This is a genomic window from Roseateles terrae, assembly GCF_014192155.1.
GTDB lineage: Bacteria > Pseudomonadota > Gammaproteobacteria > Burkholderiales > Burkholderiaceae_C > Roseateles > Roseateles terrae.
In genome coordinates this window covers 338065-355598 of sequence record NZ_JACHXO010000002.1, presented here as the reverse complement: position 1 = coordinate 355598, position 17534 = coordinate 338065, and the positions used below count along the sequence as shown (strand labels likewise).

General features: G+C 66.9%; 18 protein-coding genes and 1 pseudogene. 15 read left to right on the top strand and 4 right to left on the bottom strand.

What is annotated here, in order from left to right:
* Window positions 1-99: 99 nt before the first annotated feature.
* The 8 genes from murJ (at window position 100) to FHS28_RS07970 (ending at window position 8260) form a co-directional block, all read left to right on the top strand.
* A complete protein-coding gene (murJ, locus tag FHS28_RS08005; protein WP_088450156.1) occupies window positions 100-1668 on the top strand; it encodes a murein biosynthesis integral membrane protein MurJ in 1569 nt (522 codons plus the stop codon).
* A gap of 52 nt (window positions 1669-1720) precedes the next feature.
* Window positions 1721-2494, top strand: a complete 774-nt coding sequence (locus FHS28_RS08000; RefSeq protein ID WP_088450154.1) for a SirB1 family protein — start codon at window positions 1721-1723, stop codon at window positions 2492-2494.
* 104 nt (window positions 2495-2598) lie between these two features.
* Entirely contained in the window at window positions 2599-3270 is a 672-nt protein-coding gene (gene hda / locus FHS28_RS07995) for a DnaA regulatory inactivator Hda (RefSeq protein ID WP_088450151.1), read from the top strand.
* A gap of 25 nt (window positions 3271-3295) precedes the next feature.
* Window positions 3296-3964, top strand: coding sequence for a histidinol-phosphatase (locus tag FHS28_RS07990; protein ID WP_088450149.1), 669 nt, complete (start codon window positions 3296-3298; stop codon window positions 3962-3964).
* The gene (gene pcnB / locus FHS28_RS07985) at window positions 3961-5739 is read left to right on the top strand and encodes a polynucleotide adenylyltransferase PcnB (protein ID WP_088450147.1); all 1779 of its coding nucleotides are present in this window, start codon (window positions 3961-3963) and stop codon (window positions 5737-5739) included. The genes FHS28_RS07990 and pcnB overlap by 4 nt, the downstream gene beginning before the upstream one ends.
* 6 nt (window positions 5740-5745) lie before the next feature.
* On the top strand, window positions 5746-6300 hold the full coding sequence (gene folK / locus FHS28_RS07980) for a 2-amino-4-hydroxy-6-hydroxymethyldihydropteridine diphosphokinase (protein WP_310736759.1): 555 nt from the start codon (window positions 5746-5748) through the stop codon (window positions 6298-6300).
* Between the two features lie 288 nt (window positions 6301-6588).
* Window positions 6589-7236: a DUF47 domain-containing protein gene (locus FHS28_RS07975; protein ID WP_088450143.1), complete on the top strand. Its 648-nt coding sequence runs from the start codon at window positions 6589-6591 to the stop codon at window positions 7234-7236.
* Between the two features lie 13 nt (window positions 7237-7249).
* Complete coding sequence (locus tag FHS28_RS07970; RefSeq protein WP_088450141.1) at window positions 7250-8260, top strand: inorganic phosphate transporter; 1011 nt, start codon at window positions 7250-7252, stop codon at window positions 8258-8260.
* A 201-nt stretch (window positions 8261-8461) separates the two neighbouring features.
* On the opposite strand, the gene FHS28_RS07965 is transcribed toward FHS28_RS07970, so the two are convergent.
* Both FHS28_RS07965 and FHS28_RS07960 read right to left on the bottom strand, forming a co-directional pair.
* Window positions 8462-8932 (bottom strand): TM2 domain-containing protein, encoded by a 471-nt coding sequence (locus tag FHS28_RS07965; protein ID WP_088450139.1) that lies wholly within the window; start codon window positions 8930-8932, stop codon window positions 8462-8464.
* A 119-nt stretch (window positions 8933-9051) separates the two neighbouring features.
* A pseudogene (locus FHS28_RS07960) lies at window positions 9052-9594 on the bottom strand (GNAT family N-acetyltransferase); the annotation flags it as partial.
* Between the two features lie 376 nt (window positions 9595-9970).
* On the opposite strand from FHS28_RS07960, the gene rpsP reads away from it, so the two are divergent.
* The 6 genes from rpsP (at window position 9971) to FHS28_RS07930 (ending at window position 14450) form a co-directional block, all read left to right on the top strand.
* On the top strand, window positions 9971-10240 hold the full coding sequence (gene rpsP, locus FHS28_RS07955; protein ID WP_088450135.1) for a 30S ribosomal protein S16: 270 nt from the start codon (window positions 9971-9973) through the stop codon (window positions 10238-10240).
* Window positions 10241-10254: 14 nt separating this feature from the next.
* Entirely contained in the window at window positions 10255-10884 is a 630-nt protein-coding gene (gene rimM / locus FHS28_RS07950; RefSeq protein ID WP_088450133.1) for a ribosome maturation factor RimM, read from the top strand.
* A gap of 3 nt (window positions 10885-10887) precedes the next feature.
* A complete protein-coding gene (gene trmD, locus FHS28_RS07945) occupies window positions 10888-11868 on the top strand; it encodes a tRNA (guanosine(37)-N1)-methyltransferase TrmD (RefSeq protein ID WP_088450130.1) in 981 nt (326 codons plus the stop codon).
* A 260-nt stretch (window positions 11869-12128) separates the two neighbouring features.
* Complete coding sequence (gene rplS / locus FHS28_RS07940) at window positions 12129-12482, top strand: 50S ribosomal protein L19 (protein ID WP_058936094.1); 354 nt, start codon at window positions 12129-12131, stop codon at window positions 12480-12482.
* A 120-nt stretch (window positions 12483-12602) separates the two neighbouring features.
* On the top strand, window positions 12603-13409 hold the full coding sequence (locus FHS28_RS07935; protein WP_088450128.1) for an NUDIX hydrolase: 807 nt from the start codon (window positions 12603-12605) through the stop codon (window positions 13407-13409).
* A 51-nt stretch (window positions 13410-13460) separates the two neighbouring features.
* Window positions 13461-14450, top strand: a complete 990-nt coding sequence (locus FHS28_RS07930; RefSeq protein WP_088450126.1) for a CobD/CbiB family protein — start codon at window positions 13461-13463, stop codon at window positions 14448-14450.
* A gap of 86 nt (window positions 14451-14536) precedes the next feature.
* On the opposite strand, the gene FHS28_RS07925 is transcribed toward FHS28_RS07930, so the two are convergent.
* Both FHS28_RS07925 and FHS28_RS07920 read right to left on the bottom strand, forming a co-directional pair.
* Entirely contained in the window at window positions 14537-15358 is an 822-nt protein-coding gene (locus tag FHS28_RS07925) for an SDR family NAD(P)-dependent oxidoreductase (protein WP_088450124.1), read from the bottom strand.
* Window positions 15359-15367: 9 nt separating this feature from the next.
* Window positions 15368-16003, bottom strand: a complete 636-nt coding sequence (locus tag FHS28_RS07920; protein WP_088450122.1) for a pseudouridine synthase — start codon at window positions 16001-16003, stop codon at window positions 15368-15370.
* A 155-nt stretch (window positions 16004-16158) separates the two neighbouring features.
* Between FHS28_RS07920 and FHS28_RS07915 the strand changes: the two genes are divergently transcribed.
* Complete coding sequence (locus FHS28_RS07915) at window positions 16159-17526, top strand: Gfo/Idh/MocA family protein (RefSeq protein ID WP_088450120.1); 1368 nt, start codon at window positions 16159-16161, stop codon at window positions 17524-17526.
* The last annotated feature ends 8 nt before the right edge of the window (window positions 17527-17534 follow it).

Sequence of the window (17534 nt, the reverse complement as noted above, 5' to 3'; positions counted from 1 at the left end):
CAGTGAAAATCAAAGCGGGGCGCGCAAACGCCGCCTGATAATGCGCCGTCCCCAATTTTGACGCAGTGGCTGCCGGCCCCTGCGGCCCTCTGACCGCTCATGAATCTGCTGCGTACCGCTTCGGTGGTTTCGGTGTTCACCTTGATGTCGCGCATCACCGGGCTGGTCCGCGAACAGATGATTGCGGCGCTGTTCGGCGCCAATGCCCTGACCGACGCCTATCAGGTGGCGTTCCGCATTCCCAACATGTTCCGCCGGCTGTTTGCCGAAGGCGCATTCTCCCAGGCCTTCGTGCCGGCGCTCGCCGCCGCCCGGGCGCGGGATGGGGACGAAGCCACGCATGGCCTGATCGATGCGGTGTCCACCGTGCTGGTGTGGGTGCAGATCGTCACCTGCATTGTCGGCGTGGCGGCCGCGCCGCTGCTGGTGCTGGCGCTGGGGGCCAGCCTCAACGACTCGGCCCATGAAGCCGCCGTCACCATGACCCGCTGGATGTTCCCCTACATCGGCTGCATGTCGCTGGTGGCCTTGTCGGCCGGCATCCTCAACACCTGGAAGCGCTTCGTCGTGCCGGCCGTCACGCCGGTGCTGTTCAATCTGTCGTCGATTGCCGCCGGCTATGGCCTGTCGCCGCTGCTGGCGAGCTGGGGTTATCGGCCCATCTATTCATTGGCCATTGGCGTGGTGCTGGGCGGTGTGCTGCAGCTGGTGGTGCAGATCCCCGCACTGCGCCGGGTGCACCTGATGCCGCGCATCTCCTGGGGATGGTCGGGCCTGCGCAGTGCGCTGGTCCACCCGGGGGTGCGGCAGGTGGGGCGTCAGATGGCGCCAGCGCTGGTGGGTGTGGCGGTGGCGCAGGTGTCGCTGGTGATCAATACCCAGATCGCCATTTCGGTGGGCGAGGGCGCGGCGTCCTGGCTGACCTATGCCGACCGGTTGATGGAATTCCCGATCGCGCTGCTCGGCGTGGCCCTGGGCGTGGTGCTGACGCCGCAGCTCTCGGCCGCGCAGGCCAAGGGCGACAGCCAGCAATATTCCGACCTGCTGGACTGGGGCCTGCGCCTCGTGCTGCTGCTGGCCTTGCCCTGCGCGGTGGCCCTGCTGGTCTTTGCCGAGCCGCTGGTGGCCGTGCTGTATCAGCGTGGCGCGTTCCAGGCCGCGGATGTGCACCACACCGCACAGGCGGTGATGGGGTATGGGGTGGGGCTGATGGGCCTGGTGGCGGTGAAGATCCTCGCGCCCGGTTATTACGCCCGGCTGGATACGCGCACCCCGGTGCGGGTGGCGATGCTGGTGCTGGTGCTGACCCAGGTCATGAACGGCATCTTCGTCTTCTGGCTGGGCATCGGCGTGGCGGGGCTGTCCCTGTCCATCGGCCTGGGTGCGGTGGTGAACGCCGGACTGCTGCTGGTGGGGCTGCGCAAGCTCGGCAGCTACCGGCCGGCCCCCGGCTGGTTCTGGTTTGCCCTGCGGGTGATGCTGGCCAGTGCAGCGATGGGCGGACTGCAATGGTGGCTGGCCCACCACTTCGACTGGGTGGCCCTGGGCCAGCACGAACTGGTGCGCGCCGGCTGGATGGCGGTGAGTCTGGGCGGCTCGGCGCTGCTGTACTTCACCCTGCTGCTGATCTCCGGCATTCAGGTGAAGCATTTCATCAAGCGGGCGTAAGCCCGATCGCAGTGCGCCGTGCGATCCTCGCGCAGGGCGTAGACTCCAGCTTATGAATTTGCCGTTGGATTGGGCAGTGCCGTCGGCACTCGACTACTTCGCCACCCTGGTGGCCGATGACGAGGGCCTCAACCTGGCCGAAGCGGCGACCGCCATCGCCCTGGTGGACGTCCCTCAGCTGGATGTGCAGCAGGTCATGGCCGAGCTGGACCGGCTGGGGGAGCGCCTGCGCCGACGCCTGCCGTCGGACGCGGGCCCCAGCCACCGGCTGCGCATGCTCAATCAGTACTTCCATGGCGAGCTCGGCTTTGCGGGCAACGTCAATGACTACTACGCCGTCGGCAACAGCTATCTGCATCAGGTGCTGCAGACCCGGCGCGGCATCCCCATCACGCTGGCCATCATTTATATGGAGCTGGCGGCGCATGTGGGTCTGCGGGTCAAGGGTGTCAGCTTTCCGGGCCACTTCCTGATGAAGCTGCGACTGCCGCAGGGCGAGGTGGTGCTGGACCCGTTCAGCGGCCGGTCACTGGGCCGCAGCGAGCTGGACGAATTCCTCAGTCCCTGGCGGGACCGGGCCGGCCTGCCGCCGGGCGAGCAGATGTCCCTGGACGCTTTCCTCGGGACGGCTTCTGCGCGGCAGATCCTGGCGCGCATGCTGCGCAATCTGAAGCAGATCCATCTGGAGCAGGGCGACCTGCCGCGGCTGCTGGCCATCCAGCAGCGCCTGGTGGCCCTGCTGCCGGACGACCAGGCCGAAAAGGCGGAGCTGGCCCAGTGCCTGCAACAGATCCGCGACCGGGACGGTCCGGCCACCCTGCACTGAACCTTTAGAATCCGCGTTGCTGTCCGTGGGCGCCACCGGGCCCGGTCCGGACGGACGGGGCCGGCCGTGACCGCCGGGCCGAACCCCTCCTAGGCTTGAGTCTTTTGAAGCAAATTCCGCTGTCGCTGGGTCCCGAGCCCGACTACACCTTTGACAATCTGCTGCCCGGCGACAACGTGGCGGCCCTGACGCACGTGCTCACCCTGGGCACCGGGGCGCCGCCGGTTTTCCTCTGGGGCCCGCCGGGCTGCGGCAAGACCCATGTGCTGCGGGCGCTGGCCCGGCGCTGGCAGGCGGCCGGGGCGCAGGTCGGCTGGTATGACGCCGACACTCCGCTGCCCTGGGAACTGCCCGCCCATCCCAGCCTGCTGCTGATGGACGACTGCCAGCGCTTTGACGCCGGCCAGCAGCATGCTGCCTTTGCCCTGTTCGTCGAGGCTGCGACCATGGGCCTGGCGGTCGTGGCCACCGGCACCGAGCCGCCGGTGGATCTGGCGCTGCGGGAAGACCTGCGCACCCGGCTGGCCTGGGGCCCGACCTTCGCCCTGCAGCCGCTGTCCGAATCCGACGTCCGCGCCGTGCTGCGCCGGGACGCCGACCGCCGCGGCCTGGTGCTCAGCGACGAGGTGATGGACTATTTGCTCACCCGCTTCGCCCGCGACCTGAAACACCTCATGACCCTGCTGGACGGCCTGGACGAATTCGCCATGGCCACCAAACGCGCGGTCACCGTGCCCCTGCTGCGCCAGATGCTGGCGGATCAGGGCGCTCATTGAATCACCTTCCCAAGGAACCCGTATCGTGGACCTGACCCTGTTCGACCTGGACGGCACCCTGATTCCCCAGGACTCGGACCACGCCTTTGGCGCCTACATGGTGGAGATCGGCTGGGCGGACGGCCAGGCCTGGTCGGCCCGCAACGACCAGTTCTACCAGCACTACCAGAACGGCACGCTCAACCTGGACGACTACATCGAGTTCGCCACCTCCGTCTGGCGGGCCAAACCCCTGCCGGAAGCCCTGGCGGCCCGGGCGGCTTTCATGGACCGGGTCATCCGCCCGATGTTGCGCGACAATGCGCGCGCACTGGTGCAGCGGCACCTGGACGCTGGCGACCTGGTGGTGGTGGTCACGGCCACGAATGAATTCGTGACCGAGCTGATCCCCCAGGCCTTTGGCATCGATCACCTGATTGCGGTGAAGCTGGAGCGGGATGAGACCGGCCGCTACACCGGCCGCGTTGACGGTGTGCCGTCCTTCCAGGGCGGCAAGGTGGTGCGGGTGCGCCAGTGGCTGGAGCAGCAGGGCCGGCGCTGGGAGGACTTCGAGCGTGTGCATTTCTACAGCGACTCGATGAATGACCTGCCGCTGCTGGAGCAGGTCAGCCACCCGGTGGCCACCAATCCCAGCACGGCGCTGGACACGCTGGCGCGCGAGCGCGGCTGGCCAATACTGAAGTTGTTCGAATGATTAAAAAACTGATCAACAAGTTGCTGGGCAAGCCTGAGGGCAGCGGCTCGAAGGCGACGCCGCTGGGCCGCCGCGTCGAAATCGGCGCGGACGAGCACCGCATCAATCCCGAATTGCTGGATGAACGCGGCGTCAAGGTCGTCAAGGGTCTGACCGATGCGGGTTTCGAGGCCTACATCGTGGGCGGCGCGGTGCGCGACCTGCTGCTGGGGCGCCGCCCCAAGGACTTCGACGTCGCCACCGACGCCACGCCGGAAGAGGTGAAGAACCAGTTCCGCCGGGCCTTCATCATCGGCCGGCGCTTTCGCATCGTCCACGTGGTGTTCGGTCGTGGGCGCGAGCATGAAGTGATCGAGGTCTCCACCTTCCGCGCCCTGCTGACGCAGGATGATGCGGAGCAGGTGCAGGGCAACGAGAAGACGTCCAAAGAGGCACTGGCCGGCAAGTCCCACGTGGTGGACGCCAGCGGCCGGGTGCTGCGGGACAACGTCTGGGGCCCGCAGGTGGAAGATGCGGCGCGCCGCGACTTCACCGTCAACGCCCTGTATTACGACCCCCAGCGCGAACTGGTGGTGGACTACCACGGGGGCCTGGCCGACAGCCGCAAGAAGATCCTGCGCATGATCGGCGACCCGGAAACCCGTTACCGCGAAGACCCGGTCCGCATCCTGCGCGCCGTGCGTTTTGCCGCCAAGCTGGGCTTCACCATCGAACCCAAGACGCGTGCGCCGATCCCGGCCATGTCCGCGCTGCTGGCCAACGTGCCGCTCTCGCGCATGTTCGATGAAATGATCAAGCTGCTGCAGACCGGCCACGCCCTGGCCAGTCTGGAGGAACTGCGCAAGCAGGGCCTGGCGCGCGGCATCTTCCCGATCCTGGACGCGGTGCTGGATGAGAACGGCGCCCTGCCGGACAACGTGCATGGCCGTTTTGTCCGTCTGGCGCTGGAAGACACCGACAAGCGGGTGGAAGAGGGCCGTTCGGTGGCGCCGAGCTTCATGCTGGCCTGCATGCTGTGGGGCGATGTGCAGCAGCGCTGGACCCGTCTGATCGCTGACGGCGAAGGCCCGGTGCCCGCCTTGCAGCAGGCCATCGATCTTGTCTTCGACGCCCGTGTCGGCGACATCTCCGGCCGCGGCAAGCTGGCGGCGGACATGCGCGAAATCTGGATGATGCAGCCGCGCTTTGAGCGGCGCACCGGCAGCGGTCCACATCGCCTGATCGAGCAGCCGCGTTATCGGGCCGGCTTCGATTTCCTGGCGCTGCGCGCCGAGGCCGGCGAGATCGACGCCACCCTGGCCGACTGGTGGGAAGACTTTGCGCTGGGCAATGAGGACGAGCGTCGTGCGCTGCTGGATCTGGCGCGGGAATCGCAGCGTCAGTCGTCGCCCAAGAGCCGGGGCAAGCAGGGCGGTGGACGGGTGCATCAGGTGCCGCGTGGCGCGGTGAGCGAGACCGCCGGTGAGCCGGTGGGGCGCGGCAAGGGGCGTGGTGCGGGTCCGGCCACGCGCACGTCCGCGGCTCAGGGCGACGCGGGTGCGGATCTCGAGGCGCACCGGGATGACGACCAGGAGGCGGACGCTGATTCGGATGCCGACGTCGATGACCGCGATCCCGCCGCCGACTTCGGTGACGGCGGTGCCAACCGGGCGAATCCGGCGCGCAAGCGTCGTCGTCGTCGCAAGCCGAAGGCGGCAGGCGGTGCCGGCGGTGGCGATCTCGGCGGCTCTGGCGCCGGTTCTGGCGGTGCTGGCGGCGCTGGCGGAGAAGGCTGAAGACACGTGACGGGTGACGCTGCGGTCAAGCGGAGCCAACCCGCCGCGCCTTTGAGGCCGGTGACGGCCTACATCGCTCTGGGAGCCAACCTCGGTCAGCTCCGCGCGACCCTGCAAGCCGCCCTGGTCGCCCTGCACGACTGGCCCGGCATCCGCGTCACGGCAGTGTCGAGCGCCTGGCACAGCGCGCCGGTCGGGTGTGAAGGCCCTGACTATCTGAATGCAGTCGCGGCCATCGAGACCTCGCTGGCCCCGCTGGTCCTGCTCGATGCCCTCCAGGCGATCGAGCATCGCCATGGCCGTGAGCGGCCGTATGTGAATGCGCCCCGCACGCTCGATCTGGACCTGCTGCTGTATGGCGACCAACGCATCGCCACCGACCGCCTGACCGTGCCGCATCCCCGTCTGCACGAACGGGCCTTTGTGGTGCTGCCGCTGCGAGAGCTGGCGCCGGATCTGGTGTTGCCCGGCGGGGTGCCGCTCAAGGATTACGAGGCGGCGGTCGGCCACCAGGCCATCACCCGCATCCCCGAACCGTTGGCTCCTGCCCACAGCGGCTGATCGATCGCCGGGACACGGCGCCCGTCCGGACCGCCGTTTCATTGTCCTCTGGCGTCTGGGGGCCCACCCCCACCCAACCCCCCGCCCCAAAGGGCCGCCCTGGCGTCAGACCGGCCGTGCGCTGTCCGGAAAGCCCCTCAACCGCGCCAGGACATCGCGCAAAAGCGCCGCTGACGGCGGTCGCGCCCGCGCGCTAGGCAACGCACTCAATCACCCATTCCGGTGGGCGCAGCTACACTTGCGGGCTTGCCGTATGACACGGCGGTGAACTTTTTGTGACGAGAACCCATGTTTTTCGGCAAGCTTCTGCCCCGTGAGGGCAATTTTTTCGAGCTCTTCAATCAGCACGGTGCACAGATCGTGGAAGGCGCGCGCGCCTTCATGCTGATGATCCAGAACTACAACGACGTCACGCTGCGCGAGAAATACGCCGCCGAGGTGGACAAGGCCGAGCACCATGCCGACCGTATCACCGCCGAAGTGAACCGTCTGCTGCATCGCACCTTCATCACGCCGATCGACCGTGAGCAGATTCACGGCCTGATCAATGCGATGGACGACATCCTGGACCTGCTGCAGGACTCGTCCGAGACGATGCAGCTCTACGATGTGCGCTCCATTCCGGAAGAAGTGCTGCGACTCGGCGACCTGTCCGCCAAGTGCTGTGAGCGGGTCCAGCATGCGGTGTCGCTGCTGCCCAAGCTCAGCGAGCCGGCGACGGCCGAGGCCGCCATCAAGACCTGCGAAGAGATCGACAAGCTGGAATCGGATGCGGACCGCGTCATGCGCGCGGCCATGTCCAAGCTGTTCCGCGAACAGCCGGACGTGCGCGAGCTGATCAAGCTGAAGGCGATCTACGAGCAGCTCGAATCCATCTCCGACCGTTGTGAAGACGTGGCCAACCTGATCGAGGGCATCGTCCTCGAGAATTCCTGATCCGGGGCGGGTGATGGGAACGATGCAGGTGGCCTTCTGGGTCGTGGCCATGCTCGTGGTGCTGGCCGTGCTGTTCGACTTCATGAACGGCTTTCACGACGCGGCGAATTCGATCGCCACGGTCGTGTCCACCGGGGTGCTCAAGCCCCAGCAGGCGGTGCTGTTCGCTGCCTTCTTCAACGTGGTGGCGGTGGCCTTCTTCGAGCTGAAGGTGGCGGCCACCATCGGCAAGGGCAGCATTGATCCGGGCATCGTGGATCACCATGTGATCTTCGGGGCGCTGATCGGCGCGATCTCCTGGAACGTGATCACCTGGTTCTATGGCATTCCGTCGAGCTCGTCGCATGCGCTGATCGGCGGTCTGGTCGGGGCGGCCATCGCCAAGGCCGGCACCAAGGGTCTGATCATGAGCGGCATCGGCAAGACCGTGCTGTTCATCTTCGTCTCGCCGCTGCTCGGTTTTGTGCTGGGCTCGCTGTTGATGGTCATCGTGGCCTGGCTCTTCCGTCGCAGCTCGCCGCTGCGGGTGGACAACTGGTTCCGTCGGCTTCAGCTGCTGTCGGCCGGTCTGTACAGCCTGGGCCACGGCGGCAATGATGCGCAAAAGACGATCGGCCTGATCTGGATGCTGCTGATCGCCTCCGGCTATGCGTCCAGCACCGAGCATTCGCCGCCCACCTGGGTGATCGGCGCCTGCTACCTCGCCATTGGCATGGGCACCATGTTCGGCGGCTGGCGGATCGTGCGGACCATGGGTCAGAAGATCACCAAACTCAAGCCGGTCGGCGGCTTCTGTGCGGAAACCGGCGGCGCCATCACGCTGTTCCTGGCCACCGCGCTGGGGATTCCGGTCTCCACCACCCACACCATCACCGGCGCCATCGTCGGTGTGGGCTCCACGCAGCGGGCCTCGTCGGTGCGCTGGGGCGTGGCTGGCAATATCGTGTGGGCCTGGATCTTCACCATCCCCGCGTCGGCCTTCATCGGTGGTGTCTTCTACTGGCTGAGCTTCACGCTGTTCTGAAGCCGGAAGTGGTGGCGAGGCGCTGAACTTCGATTCGCGCTCTGCTCACCGCGGTCCCATCACAAAGGCCCTGATGCCAGACGCTGCTTGCGGCGTCGGCTCAGGGCCTTTGTCGTTGGCGACTTGCGGCGTAGTGCAGTGCAGTGGAGCTTGCACAATCCCAGCTGTCGTCGCGGTCGCAGCTGCGCGCAGTCCCAAGCGCTATTGGCTAAGTTCCTGAGCCGCTTCCACCTGGGATTCGAAATATCGCTGGGCGGAGAACGCCAGCGTCGCCATCAGGCAGGCGCCGCCCACCATCAGGCAGGCAATCACGCCCAGCACCGGCCCCCAGCCGGTGCGCTGCGGCGGCAGACCCGGGTTGTGGCGCTCGTTCCAGCGGTCATCCGGCGTCAGGCCGTGCAGGATGCCCGCCAGCATGCTCTGGGCGATCATCAGCCCCAGCAGCGGAATCAGCAGCCAGGCGATGTGGTCATCCTGCCCAAGGACATCCATGCGGTGCACCCCATACAGGCCCAGCAGGGTCGGCAAGGGGTGCAGCCAGGCCCAGCGGTCCTGCAGCCCGTAGAGATAAAGGCGGTGCACGCCCAGGCTGCCCAGCGCGAAGCTCAGCCAGGTGGCGATGGTTTTGGAGCGATATGACCGCTCCTGCGCAGGACCGGCCACGGTGCTCATGCGGTGGGGGCGGGGTCCGCAGCAGGGGTGGCGGGCGTCGCCGGTGTTGCCGACGTTGCAGAAGCAGTCGGTGTGGAAGCGGTCGCGGTCTGCGCAGGCGCGGCGGCCGGCGAGGCCGTCGGGCTGGTGGTGTCGCCCTGACCCAGCTGACGCTGCATCATCACCACATCCAGCCATCGGCCAAACTTCCAGCCGGCGGACTTCAGCACGCCGTTCTGTTCAAAACCCAGGGTCTTGTGCACGCCGATGGAGCCCTGATTCTGCGAATCGCCGATCACCGCGATCATCTGGCGGGCGCCCGCGGCCTCGCAGCGGGCGATCAGCTCGGCCAGCAGCAACCGGCCGATGCCCTGGCCCTGGGCCTGCGGAGACAGATAGATCGAATCCTCGACGAAGTAGCGGTAAGCCAGCCGGGGGCGGAAATAGTTGGCATAGGCGTAGCCCAGCACCTGACCGTCCCGCTCGGCCACCAGGTAGGGCAGGCTGCGGCTGAGCACCTCGGTGCGCCGGCGCGCCATCTCGGCACGGTCCGGCACGTCGGTCTCGAAAGTGCCGGTGCCGTGGAGCACCGCATGCTCGTAAATCTGCTGGATGGCGGGAATATCGCCTTCCATGCTGGGACGAATGACGAGGGGAGCGGTACTGCTTGGGGATGTGGTCATTGGAGAAGGAGGACAAAGCGTCAAACCCGAGTTTATAATGCCCGGTTTTGGCGCTGGCTGACAGGTGTCGCCTCAAAGCACATTCAATGAACCCCAGAACGGGTGATCCCAAGAACGGGTGATCCCAAGAACGGGGGACCTCAAGAACGGGTGACCTCTGGTTGGGGTGATCCCAGGATGGGGTGAGTCCTCGAAGGAGGACGCCGGATGTGGTTTTGGGTGGCTGACAGCGTATCTACAGCGCCATCTTAGAGTCTTTGCGTGGAATTGAAGTGCCCGACACGCGCACCACGCCCTGAACTTTTGTTCCTGATCTGCTTGCCCCTGTGTGTCTCCCTGGTGCGGTGGAACGCTAGAAAACACTGAAGGATTGATCATGGTCGTGATTCGACTCTCCCGCGGCGGCTCCAAGAAGCGTCCGTTCTACAACCTGGTGGTGACCGACAGCCGCAACCGCCGTGACGGCCGTTTCATCGAACGCGTGGGCTTTTACAACCCCGTGGCTTCCGGTGCTGCGGAATCGCTGCGCGTGGCGCAAGACCGCGTGGCTTACTGGGTCGGCGTGGGCGCTCAGCTGTCGCCTTCCGTCGCCCGCCTGGTGGACGTGGCCAAGAAGGCTGCCGTCGCTCCGGCCGCTGCTGCCTAAGTAGACACACGTCAATGAAAACCGCGCCCGATCTGATCGATGACCAGCCGACGGCCCTGCCCGAGGATGCCATCGAAGTCGGGCGTGTGCTGGACGCCTGGGGCATCAAGGGCTGGATCAAGATCCTGTCCCATTCCGCCGATGCCGACGCCCTGTTCAATGCCCGCCGCTGGTTTCTCAAACCCAGCGAACGGGTGAACGGCGCGCCGCCCCGCCCAGGTGCTTCAGCGGCTTCCACAGCCGGGACCCCCGTCCCGCCGCTGCTCAAGATTCTTTCGGTGCGTGACCATGGGGACGGCATCGTCGCCCAGGCCGAAGGCGTGTCGGACCGCAGTGCGGCCGAAGCGCTCAAGGGGGCACGCATCTTCGTTTCGCGCTCCACCTTCCCCGAGACCGATCCGGACGAGTTCTACTGGATCGACCTGATCGGCCTGACCGTGGTGAACCACGAAGGCCAGACCCTCGGCGAAGTCACGGACCTGATCGACACCGGCCCGCACAGCGTCCTGCGCATCGTGCCGCCCGGTCTGACCCCGCCGGTCAAGCCCGAGCAGGAAATCCTGATCCCCTTTGTCTCCGCCTATGTGGGCGATGTGGACATGGCCGCCCGTCGCATCACGGTGGAGTGGGGTCTGGACTACTGATCGATGCGCTTTGACGTCATCACCCTGTTCCCGGAGCTCTTCGAGCCCTTTTTGCGTGTCGGGGTGACGCGCCGAGCGTATGAGAGCCGCCAGGTGGACGTCCGCCTGTGGCCGCTGCGCGACTACGCCGAAGACAACTATCGCCGGGTGGATGACCGCCCCTACGGCGGCGGGCCAGGCATGGTGATGCTGGTCGAGCCGCTGGAGCGGGCGATCACCGCTGTGCGGGCGGACCGCGCCGCTGCGGCAATGACAGCGGCAATGACAGCGGCAATGACAGCTGCTGAAGCGGCCGTTGAAGCAACACCCGCGACGCCAGAGGCGGCCCTCCCGCCCGTGACTGGCACGCCGGTGGTCATCCACTTCAGCCCGACCGGGCGGCACATGGACCAGGCGCTGGTGCGTGAACTGGCCGCCGGCCCTGGGGCGATCCTGCTCTGCGGCCGTTATGAAGGCATCGACCAGCGCTTTCTGGATCGTCACGTGACGATGGAAGTCAGCCTGGGCGACTTCGTGCTCTCCGGCGGGGAACTGCCGGCGCTGGCGCTGCTGGACGCGGTGACCCGTTTGCAGGAGGGCGTGCTGAACGACGCGGCGTCCCACCAGCAGGACAGTTTTTCTGACGGGCTGCTGGACTGCCCGCATTACAGCCGCCCCGAGGTGCTGGACACGCCCGCCGGCCCGCAGTCCGTCCCGCCGGTGCTCCTGTCTGGCCATCATGCGGACATTGCGCGGTGGCGTCGGGAGCGCTCGCTGGCGCTGACGCTGCAGCGTCGTCCGGAGCTGATTGAAGCCGCCCGCCGGGACGGCAAGCTCAGCCGCAAGGACGAGACCTTCCTGGCCGGCCTGGCAGGCGAGACCGGTTCTGGGCGGGCGAGCAGTCAGGCAGGCGTCAAAGACGCCGCCCGAGGTGCGCCGGTTGGCAAGTCCAACACCGGCCACAGCGGCGGCAGCGTGGCCCGGACAGCCCCGAAAAAGCGCTGAATCCCCGGAATTTCGGGGCTTTGCGCTATCCTGGCGGCCTGATCCCTGTCTATAATCGCGGGCTTTCCCGATCCTCTGTCCGGCCTGACCTCGAATTCCTCGGGGTCTACCACGGCGGTGCTCCGGCTTGAATCAAGCCTTTGAATCAAATCCAGGAGCCCCCCAGAGCGCCTCAAGGGCGGATGCCAGCAATGCTGACATCCCGCTGCAAGGTGACTCTGACAACGCATTTGCGCGGGCACGATCACAAGGAGTTATTTGTGAACCTGATCCAGATCCTCGAGCAAGAAGAAATTGCTCGCCTGAACAAGACCATCCCTGCTTTCGGCCCCGGTGACACCGTCATCGTGAACGTGAACGTGGTGGAAGGTACCCGCAAGCGGGTGCAGGCCTACGAAGGCGTCGTGATTGCCAAGCGCAACCGCGGCCTGAACTCCAACTTCATCGTTCGCAAGATCTCGAGCGGCGAAGGCGTGGAGCGTACGTTCCAGACCTACAGCCCGCTGATCGCTTCGATCGAAGTCAAGCGTCGTGGTGACGTCCGTCGTGCCAAGCTGTACTACCTGCGTCAGCGTTCGGGCAAGTCGGCACGTATCAAGGAAAAGCTGGCCTAAGTTCTGGCTGCTGCTCCTGGATTCCGGCTTTGGCCGGTGCCCAAGCAAACCGCTCCAAGGCCTGGCCTCGGAGCGGTTTTTTCTTTCCCGGCATACTCAGGCGCGCTCTCCATCCTTTTCATGCCCACGCTGCCGAACCGTCACGCCCCCGACTCGCCTGGCACGCTCGACCTGCCAGCTTCGCCTGCCCCCCGCGCTCCCGCTGCCGCCTCGCCGGTGCGGCCCGCACTGAAGGAGCCCTGGCTGGTGCCTGTCACCGGGACCGACGCCCATCTGCCGGCCGTGCCGGCGGAGCGTCTGACGGCCGAGGCCCTGCGAGAGCGCTTTATGCGTCCGCCGCCGTTTGATCCGGAGATTCCCGGCGACGGCGCGTGGCTGTCCGACCGCCCGCCGACCCAGGCGTCGGTGCTGGTGCCGCTGGTGCAACGGGCGCAGGGCCTGTCGGTGTTGCTCACCCAGCGCACCGCGCATCTGCGCGACCATGCCGGTCAGATCAGCTTCCCCGGGGGCCGAGCCGAGCCGGAAGACGGCTCGCCGGAACGCACCGCCCTGCGGGAAGCGCACGAGGAAATCGGCCTGCCGGAGACGCTGGTGGACATCCTCGGCCAACTGCCGTTGTATCGGACCGTGACCGCCTATGAGGTGACGCCGGTGGTCGCCCTGGTGCAGCCGTCCTTCGATCTGCGGCTGGACACCGGCGAGGTGGCCGAAGCCTTCGAAGTGCCGCTGGCCTTCCTGATGAACCCGGCCCATCACCGCCGCCACCGTGTCGAGTGGGACGGTGGTCACCGTCAGTTCCTCTCCATGCCTTGGACGGGGGCAGGTCTTGCAAGTGCGGGTCACCCCGCGTCCGCCGCGCGCGAATTCTTCATCTGGGGTGCGACGGCCGCCATGCTACGCAATCTGTATCGCTTCCTGCAGGTCTGAATCCGCTCGATTGCGGCTCGGTCCGCCGGTGTCCCGCTATCATCCCGGGCCATGAACCTCATCGCGGTCTTGCTCGCACTGATTTGCGAGCAGCTCAAGCCTCTGCCGCACGGCAATCCTGTCCATCAAGGCATGATTGCCTGGGTGCGCTGGACGGGGCGTAATTTCGACGCCGGCCGCTCGCATCATGCGGCGGTGGTCTGGTCCATCACGGTGGTCGGTCCGGCACTGCTGGTCGGCCTGTTGGCCATGGTGCTGCACCGCTACAGCCTGGTGCTGTCCCTGCTGCTGGATGTGCTGGTGCTCTACCTGACCCTGGGCTTCCGGCAGTTCAGCCATTACTTCACCGACATTCGGGACGCGCTGGAGCGCGGCGACGAACTGGAAGCCCGCCGGCTGCTGGCGGAATGGCGTCACCTGGACGCCAGCGAACTGCCGCGGACCGAACTGCTGCGCCATGTGCTGGAGCATTCGCTGCTGGCGGCGCACCGGCATGTGTTCGGTGTGTTCTTCTGGTTCGTGCTGCTGTCCGCGCTGGGCCTGGGCCCGGCTGGCGCGGTGCTGTACCGGATGGCCGAATTCGCGGGCCGCTACTGGGCCTTCAAGAGCCGCACGCTGGATGCACCGACCAATGAACGCCTGATGCATCTGTCGCGTCGTCTGTTTGGTTTGATCGATCATGTACCGGCCCGTCTGACCGCCACCGGCTTTGCCATCGTCGGCAATTTCGAGGAAGCGGTGAACGGCTGGCGCCGGGATGCGGCCCTGTGGGCGCACAGCAACGAAGGCATCATCCTCGCCGCTGCGGCGGGGGCGGTGGGCGTCCAGTTGGGCGGCAGCGCGGCGCCTGGAGTGACGCCGGACCGCAGCAAGACCTTCGAAGCAGGCGGCGACATGGATGCCACCCGCGCTGAAGGCTCCACGGGCGGACAACCGCCGCAACTGGGTCACCTGCAAAGCGTGGTGGGTCTGGTGTGGCGCTCGGTCGTGCTGTGGATGCTGCTGATGGGCCTTCTGCGCGCCGCCAACATGCTGGGCTGACGACGCACGCAGTCGCAAGCCGCGAACCGCTTCCAGCGGTCTGCACGAGCCTCGATCACCCCCGAAGGAGCGACGTCAGACCCCCGTCACGCTTCCCGCACATCGGCCAGCACCTGCTGGCCGAAGTCGTTTCTGGACAGCCACTTCAGCACCTTGCGCGCGGTGTCGGTGGCGCTGGCCAGCTGACCTTCGGTCTTGAAGGCGACGAAGCGGTCCCGGTCCGGGAAGCCGTCCGACGCGCCGCCGCGGATGGTGGCCTGCATGTCGGTATCGATGATGCCCGGCGCCAGCGACACCACGCGGGCGAACGGACGTCCCTGCGTCGCCTTGACCTCCTCATCCAGCGCCATGGCCCGGCTCAGGTTGTCCATGCCAGCCTTCGCCGCGCAATAGGCAGCGGAACCGGCCATCGCCCGGCGCCCCAGTCCGGACGAGATGTTGAGGATGCGGCGGTCGCCCGGCCATGCCCCGGTGGCTTCCAGGAACACCGCGCTGATGAGCAGCGTCGCCTCCAGACCCACCCGAAGCGCACCCGACAGCGCCTCCAGCGTGCTGGCCTCCACCGGCCCGGGGGTGGGGATCACTCCCGCGTTGTTGATCAGGTTCACCGCGGCCCAGTCCTGCGGCTGGGTGCGCAGCCAGTCGCCGAGATGCCGGGCGATGATCAATGGCTCGGCCAGGTCGGCCTGCCACTGCTGCAAGCTTGCGCCGCCCTGTTCGCGGGCGAACTGTTCCAGGGCGTCACTGCGGCCGCGGGCAATGCCGATCACCTGATGGCCGGCCAGCAGGCATTCGCGGGCCAGCGCCTCACCCAGGCCGCGCGAGCTGCCGGTGATCAGGGTCAGGGTGCGGCCTTGGGCGCTGGTGGCGTCCGCAGAGGCGGCCGGGGAAGCAACGGAATCAACCATGGGAACTCCTCAAAAATCGACGGGGCAATGAAGGGTGAGGGCGGCTTCGCCGAGCAGGGCGGGCAGCGACAGGTCGCGGGCATGGAGCAGCAAACGCGGCGCCTGCGCCTGCACCTCCTCCGCGGCATACAGCGTGTCCCCCAGGATGGGATGGCCGCAGGCCATCAGGTGCACCCGCAGCTGGTGGGAACGGCCGGTGACCGGCTCCAGCCACAGGCGCGAGGACTGCCCCTGCGGATCCCGCGCCACCACGGTGACCCGGGTCAGGCTCGGTTTGCCGATGTCGAAGTCCACCTTCTGCCGAGGGCGGTTGGGCCAGTCGGCGATCAGGGGCAGGTCGATGTCGAACTGGTCCCGGTCCACCCGACCACTGACCACGGCTTCGTAGCGTTTGTCCACCTGCCGCTGCGCAAAGGCGTCGCTGAGGGCGCGCTGCATCGCTTCGCCGCGCGCAAAGACCAGCAGGCCGGATGTCGCCTGATCCAGCCGATGCACCACCAGCGCGTCCGCAAACACGTCGCGCACGCGGTGCCAGGCGCAGTCCTGCTTGTCTTCGCCACGGCCGGGCACGGCCAGCAGACCGGCCGGTTTGTGGATGATGATGCGCTGTGCGTCCACATGCATCAGGGGAAGGTCGTTGGACATGGGGTGATTGTCGCGGCGCCCGTATCATCGCGCGGCACAAGACGCAGGAGATGCGCACGATGGAAGATCAAGACCGGCCCGACCCTCAGCACGCATATGGCTCTAACGCTTTTAGCGCCTCTAGCGCCTCTCCGGAACAACCGGACCGCCGCCGCATGCTGGGCAGCCTGCTCGGCACCGCTGCCGCCGCCGCGCTCGCGGGATGCGCCACCGGCAGCACGCTGGCGCCGCAGCCCGTGGCCAGCAAGCCGGTGATGGGCCTGAAGGCGGCGCCGCTGCCGGAGGTGCGTCTGGGCCTGATCGGGGTCGGGCAGCGCGGTGCGGAGCTGGCGCAGACGCTATGCCGCATCGAAGGCGCGCGCATCACCGCCATTGCGGACATCGATGCCGTCGCCATCGACAAGACCCTGGCGCTGATCAACCAGGCGCATGCCCCGCGGCCGGAGGTCATCACCGGGAGTTCGGGCGCCTGGGAGCGGCTGATCGGTCGCAGCGATGTGGACGCGGTCGTGATCGCCACCCCCTGGGAGCTGCACACGCCGATGGCGGTGGCGGCGATGCGATCCGGAAAACACGTCTTTGTTGAAACCCCGGCCGCCGTGACGCTCAATGAAGCCTGGCTGCTGGTGGACACCTCCGAAGCCACCCAGCGCCACTGCATGATGCTGGAGAGCTGCTGCTACGGCCGGCAGGAGATGATGCTGCTGAACATGATCCGCCAGGGGCTGTTCGGTGAGCTGGTGCATGCCGAGGGCGCCTACTTCCACGATCTGCGTCAGCAGCTCAAGGACGTCGAGCGCGGCCCCGGGTCCTGGCGCAGCCTGCGGTATGCGCAGCTCAACGGCAATCTCTATCCCACCCACGGCCTCGGGCCGGTGGCGCAGTACTTCAACATCCAGCGCGGCGACCGCTTCGAATATCTGAACTCGCAAAGCTCCAACGCCCGCGGCCTGGCGGCCTACGCCAGCCGGGAGCTGCCGCCCGGCCACCCGCATGCGCGCCTGCCCTACATCACCGGGGATGTGAACACCAGCGTGATCAAGTGCGCCTCCGGCCGGACCATCCTGCTGCAACATGACACCACCACGCCGCGGCCGTATTCGCGGCTCAACACGGTGGTCGGAACCAATGGGGTGTTCAGCGGATTCCCGGACCGCATCGCCATCGACATGATGGATGGCCGCAAGCTGATGACGCCCAGCGGCAACCGGGAAGCCTCGCGGGAATGGGACAGTGACATGAAGCCCTGGTTCGAGCGCTTTGACCATCCGCTGTGGAAGCAGCTCGGTGCCCAGGCGCAGCAGGGCGGCGCGGGCGGCATGGACTTCGTCATGATGTGGCGCGTCATCTACAACCTGCGCCAGGGCCTGCCGATGGATCAGGATGTCTACGACGCCGCGGCGTGGTCGGCGGTGCTGCCGCTGTCCTGCGAGTCGGTGGCGGACCGCGGCAACGCCAAGGACTTCCCCGACTTCACCCGCGGTCGCTGGAAAACGCCGCGCACGCTGGGCGTGATGGTCTGAGCCTCGGT

Bases quoted from the DNA above. Each gene is read 5' to 3' on its own strand.
- FHS28_RS07975 (WP_088450143.1), top strand. From the start codon at position 6,589: ATGTTTTTCGGCAAGCTTCTGCCCCGTGAGGGCAATTTTTTCGAGCTC.
- FHS28_RS07965 (WP_088450139.1), bottom strand. From the start codon at position 8,932: ATGAGCACCGTGGCCGGTCCTGCGCAGGAGCGGTCATATCGCTCCAAA.
- FHS28_RS07915 (WP_088450120.1), top strand. From the start codon at position 16,159: ATGCTGGGCAGCCTGCTCGGCACCGCTGCCGCCGCCGCGCTCGCGGGA.
- FHS28_RS07930 (WP_088450126.1), top strand. From the start codon at position 13,461: ATGAACCTCATCGCGGTCTTGCTCGCACTGATTTGCGAGCAGCTCAAG.
- FHS28_RS07920 (WP_088450122.1), bottom strand. From the start codon at position 16,003: ATGTCCAACGACCTTCCCCTGATGCATGTGGACGCACAGCGCATCATC.
- FHS28_RS08000 (WP_088450154.1), top strand. From the start codon at position 1,721: ATGAATTTGCCGTTGGATTGGGCAGTGCCGTCGGCACTCGACTACTTC.
- trmD (WP_088450130.1), top strand. From the start codon at position 10,888: ATGCGCTTTGACGTCATCACCCTGTTCCCGGAGCTCTTCGAGCCCTTT.
- murJ (WP_088450156.1), top strand. From the start codon at position 100: ATGAATCTGCTGCGTACCGCTTCGGTGGTTTCGGTGTTCACCTTGATG.
- rpsP (WP_088450135.1), top strand. From the start codon at position 9,971: ATGGTCGTGATTCGACTCTCCCGCGGCGGCTCCAAGAAGCGTCCGTTC.
- FHS28_RS07925 (WP_088450124.1), bottom strand. From the start codon at position 15,358: ATGGTTGATTCCGTTGCTTCCCCGGCCGCCTCTGCGGACGCCACCAGC.
- rimM (WP_088450133.1), top strand. From the start codon at position 10,255: ATGAAAACCGCGCCCGATCTGATCGATGACCAGCCGACGGCCCTGCCC.
- pcnB (WP_088450147.1), top strand. From the start codon at position 3,961: ATGATTAAAAAACTGATCAACAAGTTGCTGGGCAAGCCTGAGGGCAGC.
- FHS28_RS07970 (WP_088450141.1), top strand. From the start codon at position 7,250: ATGGGAACGATGCAGGTGGCCTTCTGGGTCGTGGCCATGCTCGTGGTG.
- FHS28_RS07935 (WP_088450128.1), top strand. From the start codon at position 12,603: ATGCCCACGCTGCCGAACCGTCACGCCCCCGACTCGCCTGGCACGCTC.